Below are 6,666 nucleotides of genomic sequence, written 5' to 3'. Positions count from 1 at the left end.
GACGCTGTCAGAAGCATCCGGCGCCGCCGATCCACAATCGCTCGCCGATTCGCTCGCGTTGCTGATCGAGGGCATCTACGCGTCGAGTCAGACTTTCGGGCCGGGTTGCGGTCCAATGCGCAGCGCGCCTCGCACAGCGCAGACGCTCGTACGCGCCGCTTGCGCCGAAGGCCGGGTGGAACAATGAACGAAGAGATCATCGATGCAACGCGCCACTGGCTGACGCGCGCGGTTATCGGGCTGAACCTGTGTCCGTTCGCCAAAGCGGTGTACGTGAAGGAGCAGATTCGCTACGTGGTCAGTGAGGCGCGTTCGTTCGAGGACGTGCTGGCCGACCTGGAAAAAGAACTCAAGCACCTTGCGGATTCCGACCCCGAAAAAATCGACACCACCTTGCTGATCGTTCCGCACGCGCTGGAAGATTTCGCTGAGTACAACGACGCGCTGCATTTCGCCGACACGCTTTTGAAACAGCTCAGGCTCGAAGGTGAACTGCAGATCGCGAGCTTCCATCCGGACTATCGATTCGATGACGCCGAACCTGACGACATCGAAAATTTCACGAACCGCGCGCCCTATCCAATCTTCCATCTGCTGCGGGAAGCGAGCATCGAGCGCGCCGTCGATGCCTTCCCGGATGCCGCCAATATCTACGAACGCAACATGGCGACCTTGCGCCGTCTGGGCCTTGACGGATGGCAGGAACACATGAAGCGCGACGTCCAGGTCAAGTCGTAAAGAAGCGCTCGCGCATCTCGTCAAGGCCGAGTGTTTCGAGTACATCGGACAGGCGTTGCGCAGGCTTGCCGCGCGGCAAGTCCTTGAACTGCGCGATGATCAATTCGTTTTTCATCGAATGTTCCCAGCCGACGAGTTCCGTCACGCTGACCTGGTAGCCATGCGACTCAAGTTGCAGACATCGCAGCACGTTCGTGATCTGGCTGCCAAATTCGCGTGTATGCAGCGGATGCCGCCACATTTCAGTCAGCACATTCTTCGATAACGAATGGCCCTTGTTCTTGCGCAGGACAGCGGCCACTTCCGCCTGGCAACACGGCACGACCACGATCGTTTTCGCCTTTTTCTGCAGGGCGAAATGAATGGCGTCATCGGTTGCGGTATTGCACGCGTGCAAGGCCGTGACCACGTCCACGGTCTCGGGCAACTTGTCCGACATAGTCGATTCGGCCACCGACAGATTCAGAAACGACATCCCGTCGAAGCCCAGCCGCGCGGCCAATTCCTCCGACTTTTCAACCAGTTCCGGGCGCGTCTCAATTCCATAGATATGTGACCGATCGCGCAGAGCTTTGAAGTAGAGATCGTAGAGAATGAAGCCAAGGTAGGACTTGCCAGCACCATGATCGACCAGCGTCACCGAGCTCTGCTTCGCATGAATTTCCGCAAGCAACGGCTCGATGAACTGAAACAGGTGATAGACCTGTTTCAGCTTGCGGCGGCTGTCTTGATTCATCTTGCCGTCGCGAGTAAGGATATGCAGTTCCTTCAAAAGCTCGATGGATTGCCCCGGACGAATTTCATGTTTTTCATTCGTCGAGGTGGTTTCCGGCTTTAGATCGGATGAATCCGATGATGCAATGGGCGCATTCAACGCCCGGGACTTCTTGGCCATCGTCTGGATACCGTAGGGATTTTTGCGTGGGGATCTAACGCGAAGTGTGCGCTAACCGCTGGTTTTAATGATGCAGATGAGCAAGTTTACCGAAAAGCGCAAAGACGCTCCCGAACAACGCAACGTCAGGAATTGGTAAGCGTTCGACTCTTCGTTTTTTGGATTGATCGAGCAGACAGTTTCAGATGGAACATTTCGTGCATTTGCAACGGGACAATCAACGGGACGGATGGACGCAACGGCGGCACGAAACCGCAAAATTGACTGAACAATAAGCCTGTAGCCAAGGTGAGCGCGATTAACCGGCGACCGGGGAGATGCACCGAGTCTCGTAACCACGCGCTGCCTGTTACGTAACACCCACGCACACAAAGCGCGTTCCCCGAGGAACACGCGAACGAAATGAGGACGGCAATGGACCCAATCCGAGACAGTAAAGCCGAACAGCAGTTTCAAGAGATGCTCGCCAAGCTCACCGCGTTGCCGGAATGGAGCGAAAAGCAGCAACTTGAACTGGAAATGGCTCGAGAGATTTCCGGCGAGATGCTGCGGCTTGCAGAAGCCATGCGCGACGGAACCACCGACATGGAAACGTGCCTGACGATGCTCAAGTACGCCAAGGTCATGGACTTCGTGCTGACCACGCTGGCGTCGCGTCGCGAGATCGCTCCGCAGACGTTGCGCGTGATCTTCAAGCTCGCCGGGCTGAAAGTCGATGAGGCTTATCCGGGTTGAGCCTGCACTCAGTGTTGGTCTTGCGGCCAGTCCGGTATTTTCATCGGCTGGCCTGAAGCGGTTTTCTCAATGTTTGCGGCGGGTCATCAGCCGCTCGTAAGACGCTTTCAGGTGGCGCTGCATGGCAGCCTGAGCTTGAATCGCATCGCGCGCTTCGAGTGCGTCCAGTATTTCCTTGTGCTCGCTCAACGCGTCCGCCCACGTCTCCTCCCCCTCGAAATGCCCACGCAACGTCGATGACAACGGGCTATGCCGTTCATCGAAAAGACCCGCTACGGTACGCACCAGCACGTCATTGCCCGACATTTGCGCAACAGCCATGTGAAACGCACGGTCCGCAGCAAGTGGAATCTGGCCGTGGGCAACCTGGCGTCCCATGTCCTCGTAAATGTCGCGCAACGCCCTGAGCGCCTTGGGCTTGGCGAACGCCGCGACACTCGCCGCGATCGCACCTTCTATCACCATGCGCGCCGTCGTGATTTCCAGCGGGCTCTCCCCGAGCTCCGTGTCGGTCAGCATGCCGGGGCGAGAACCTGGCGCGGGTGCCGCGCAAATATAAACGCCCGATCCCATTCGGATTTCGACACGCCCTTCCAGTTCCAGCGCAACCAGCGCTTCGCGCACGGACGGCCGCGATACGCCGAGCGTCGACGCCAGTTCACGCTCCGACGGCAAACGGCCGTTCGGCGCGAACCCCTTGTCGTCGATGAGTGCGCGCAGCTTATCGGCGATCTGGAGATAGAGACGGCGCGTTTCGATGGGTTTGCCTGCCACGAGGATTCCTTTTTCTGCAGATATCGCGCGCCGGGATTAACTAGGCGAAAGCGTGAATTCTAAACAAAGGACGTCAGAATGGTCAGGCCAAACCCGTACTATCGGCAAATTGGCTTGACCAGTTCTCTTTTACGAAACTAACATGCACTCTGGTAAGGCCAAAACAGACCCCTCTCATGAAAACTGTCATCTGCGAACAACCCGGCTCTCTCGTCCTGATCGATCGGCCGTCTCCGGAACCCGGTCCCGACGATGTCCTGATTCGCATCAAACGCGTCGGCGTGTGCGGCACGGATCTGCACATATTCACGGGCAATCAGCCGTTTCTCGCGTATCCGCGCGTGATGGGACATGAGCTGTCGGGAATCGTCGAATCGGCACCAGCCGGTGCGCGCGTCGCAAAAGGCGATCAGGTCTACGTGATGCCTTATCTTGCGTGCGGGAAGTGCATCGCGTGCCGCGCCAAAAAGCCGAATTGCTGCATGAACATTCGTGTGCTCGGCGTGCACACGGACGGCGGTCTGGTCGAGCAACTCGCCGTGCCGCAAGCTTTCGTGTTCAAAGCCGATGGCGTCACGCTCGATCAAGCTGCGATGATCGAATTCCTCGCCATTGGCGCACACGCCGTCGCCCGCGCCGATGTACAGCCGAAACAGCGCGCGCTCGTGGTGGGCGCGGGTCCCATCGGCATGGCGGCAACGATTTTCGCGAAGCTGCGCGGCGCCGAAGTGACGGTGCTCGATGGCCGGGAAGACCGCCTGAAATTCTGCGAGACGCAACTGAGCGCTGATCACATCGTGCGCCTGGATACCACCGACGCCGCGACCGACGCCAAACAACTCGCCGAGCTCACGGACCAAGAATTCTTCGATATCGTCTTCGATGCCACCGGCAACGTCAAAGCCATGGAACGCGGCCTGGAGTTCGTTGCGCACGGCGGCAAGTACGTGCTGATATCGATCGTTCGCGACCGCATCTCGTTCGCCGATCCCGAGTTCCACAAGCGCGAAACCACACTGCTCGCAAGCCGCAACGCCACGCCCGACGACTTCGAAACCGTTCTCACCGCCATGCGCGCCGGCCTGATTCCCACCGCCGCACTCAACACGCACACGTTGCAGCTCAGCAATTTGCCGCATGAGTTTTCGAGGTTGCTGGATCCATCGGCCGGGGTGATCAAGGCGCTGGTCGAGTGTTGAGCACGCAATGAGCAATCCCATTTTGCAGTTCGGCACGAGCCGCTTCCTTCAGGCGCACGTGGATTTGTTTGTCGCGCAAGCCTTGCGAAGCGAGCCGCCGAAGGCGCTTGGCCGCATCACGGTTGTGCAAAGCACGTCGAATCCCGAGAGCCGCGCGCGCATTGATGCGTTGCGCGCATCGAGCGTTTATCCGGTGCGGATTCGCGGACGAAAAGGCGATACGACCATCGATGAAACCGTGCAATGCGACGCGATCACCGAAGCGCTGAACGCCGCCGATGACTGGCCGACGCTTCGTGAACGCGTGCGGCGCGACGTCAGGGTCATCGTGTCGAACACGGGGGATACGGGCTACGTTTCCTTCGATAAAGACATTGGCCGCGGATTCGAAGCGGCCTCAGTGCCGCGCGGTTTTCCGGCGAAACTCGCTGCGCTGCTGCATGACAGGTTCGTCGCAGGCGCTGAGCCGGTCACATTGCTGCCGTGTGAACTCGTTTCGCACAACGGCAACACGTTGCGTGACGCGGTGGTTGGCATCGCGAAGCAATGGCATGCAAATGATGCGTTCATACGCTATCTTGAGCACGATTGCGTGTGGGTGAATTCGCTAGTCGACCGCATTGTCTCGGAGCCGATTCATCCGGTTGGTGCCGTCGCCGAGCCTTACGCGCTATGGGCAATCGAGCGCCAGCCGGGCATGATTCTGCCGTGCGAGCACGAAGACATCGTGATCACCGACGACCTCGCCCACTACGAGCGTCTCAAGCTTTTGCTGCTCAATCTGGGTCACACGATGCTCGCCGAACTCTGGCTCGCCGGGCAATCCGCAGCCGACGCAACCGTGCTCGATGCCATGCGCAACGCCGCATGGCGCGATACTTTGGAGTCGGTATGGCAGGACGAAGTGCTGCCCGTCTTTAATGCCCTCGGCAAGCACGACGCAGCACAAGCCTATCTCGCCGATGTTCGCGATCGCTTCCAGAATCCGTTCCTCGATCATCGCCTTGCGGACATCGCGCGCAATCACGCGGAGAAGAAACAACGCCGCTTCAAGCCCGTAATCGATCTCGCGCGTCAGTTGGGGCTGGACATCGAACAAAAGCGGCTCGTCGCCGCGCTTCGATGACTCATTTCGCCATCATGTCCAACGCCAACGCTTCGGCGACTTCAATCCCATCAATCGCCGCCGAATAAATGCCGCCGGCATACCCTGCACCTTCTCCCGCGGGGTACAAGCCATCGACGTTCATGCTCTGATAGTTGTCTTTGCGCCGCACGCGGATCGGCGATGACGTCCGCGTCTCCACGCCGGTCAGGATGGCGTCGGCCATGGCGAAGCCGGGAATCTTTTTATCGATTTGCGGAAGCGCTTCGCGAATCGCCTCGACCACGTAATCGGGCAACGCGGTGCTCAAGTCAGTCATACGTACGCCTGGCTTGTACGACGGCTCTACAGAACCAAGCGCCGTCGATGCCCGCCGCGCGATGAAATCCCCAACCAGTTGCGCCGGCGCCGAATAGTCACCGCCGCCAAGCTCGAACGCCCGCTCTTCCCACTGCCGCTGAAACGCGATGCCGGCAAGCGGACCGCCCGGAAAATCCTCCGGCGTAATTCCAACGACGATCCCCGCGTTTGCATTCCGCTCATTTCGCGAATACTGGCTCATGCCGTTCGTGACGACGCGGCCTGGCTCCGACGCCGCGGCCACTACCGTTCCGCCCGGGCACATACAAAAGCTATAGACCGCTCGACCGTTGCTGCAGTGGTGAACGACCTTATAGTCAGCAGCGCCCAGCAATTTATGTCCGGCAAACTTCCCGAACCGGCTTCGATCGATCAACCCTTGCGGATGTTCGATCCGAAACCCGAGCGAAAACGGCTTCGCTTCCATATAGACGCCACGCCGGTGCAACATCTCGAACGTGTCACGCGCGCTATGTCCCACCGATAACACCACGTGATCGCAGCGCAGCGTCTCTCCGTTGGAAAGCGTCAATCCACGGACCTTTCCGTTTTCGATATCGATATCCTCAACTCGAGTATCGAACCGCACTTCCCCGCCGAGCTGATGAATGGTCGCGCGCATTTTCTCGACCATGCCGACCAGCCTGAACGTACCGATATGCGGCCGGCTCAGATAGAGAATGTCTTCCGGCGCGCCGGCGAGCACGAATTCATCGAGGACTTTGCGGCCGTAATGCTTCGGGTCCTTGATCTGGCTGTACAGCTTGCCGTCGGAGAACGTGCCGGCGCCGCCCTCGCCGAACTGCACGTTGGACTCCGGGTTCAGCACGCCGCGGCGCCACAGGCCCCAGGTGTCACGG

Annotated in this window: 7 protein-coding genes and 1 pseudogene; 5 read left to right on the top strand and 3 right to left on the bottom strand. The window is 59.1% G+C overall.

Annotation, left to right across the window (positions count from 1 at the left end):
- Positions 1-187: pseudogene (locus ACFFAR_RS20865) on the top strand (TetR/AcrR family transcriptional regulator); the annotation flags it as partial.
- Positions 184-738, top strand: a complete 555-nt coding sequence (locus ACFFAR_RS20860) for a DUF1415 family protein (RefSeq protein ID WP_174364232.1) — start codon at positions 184-186, stop codon at positions 736-738. The pseudogene ACFFAR_RS20865 and the gene ACFFAR_RS20860, both read left to right, overlap by 4 nt.
- Here the strand turns inward: ACFFAR_RS20860 and ACFFAR_RS20855 are convergent.
- Positions 728-1,633 carry an SAM-dependent methyltransferase gene (locus ACFFAR_RS20855; protein ID WP_375508379.1) on the bottom strand — a complete coding sequence of 302 codons (906 nt, stop codon included), beginning with the start codon at positions 1,631-1,633 and terminating at the stop codon, positions 728-730. The two genes, ACFFAR_RS20860 and ACFFAR_RS20855, sit on opposite strands and share 11 nt — an antisense overlap.
- A 414-nt stretch (positions 1,634-2,047) precedes the next feature.
- Here ACFFAR_RS20855 and ACFFAR_RS20850 point away from each other — a divergent pair, with 414 nt between their 5' ends.
- The gene (locus ACFFAR_RS20850) at positions 2,048-2,368 is read left to right on the top strand and encodes a hypothetical protein (RefSeq protein ID WP_062000407.1); all 321 of its coding nucleotides are present in this window, start codon (positions 2,048-2,050) and stop codon (positions 2,366-2,368) included.
- Positions 2,369-2,434: 66 nt separating this feature from the next.
- On the opposite strand, the gene ACFFAR_RS20845 is transcribed toward ACFFAR_RS20850, so the two are convergent.
- Positions 2,435-3,142, bottom strand: coding sequence for a FadR/GntR family transcriptional regulator (locus ACFFAR_RS20845; protein WP_375508378.1), 708 nt, complete (start codon positions 3,140-3,142; stop codon positions 2,435-2,437).
- Between the two features lie 176 nt (positions 3,143-3,318).
- On the opposite strand from ACFFAR_RS20845, the gene ACFFAR_RS20840 reads away from it, so the two are divergent.
- Complete coding sequence (locus ACFFAR_RS20840) at positions 3,319-4,341, top strand: zinc-binding alcohol dehydrogenase family protein (RefSeq protein ID WP_062168086.1); 1,023 nt, start codon at positions 3,319-3,321, stop codon at positions 4,339-4,341.
- Positions 4,342-4,348: 7 nt separating this feature from the next.
- The gene (locus tag ACFFAR_RS20835; protein WP_174364233.1) at positions 4,349-5,467 is read left to right on the top strand and encodes a mannitol dehydrogenase family protein; all 1,119 of its coding nucleotides are present in this window, start codon (positions 4,349-4,351) and stop codon (positions 5,465-5,467) included.
- Position 5,468: 1 nt separating this feature from the next.
- Here the strand turns inward: ACFFAR_RS20835 and ACFFAR_RS20830 are convergent.
- The coding region (locus ACFFAR_RS20830; protein WP_375508377.1) for an NAD(P)/FAD-dependent oxidoreductase at positions 5,469-6,666 on the bottom strand (1,198 nt) is incomplete at its 5' end.

It is taken from the genome of uncultured Caballeronia sp. (assembly GCF_964243625.1).
In the GTDB taxonomy this organism is placed as follows: domain Bacteria; phylum Pseudomonadota; class Gammaproteobacteria; order Burkholderiales; family Burkholderiaceae; genus Caballeronia.
This window is presented reverse-complemented; position numbering and strand designations above follow the sequence as displayed.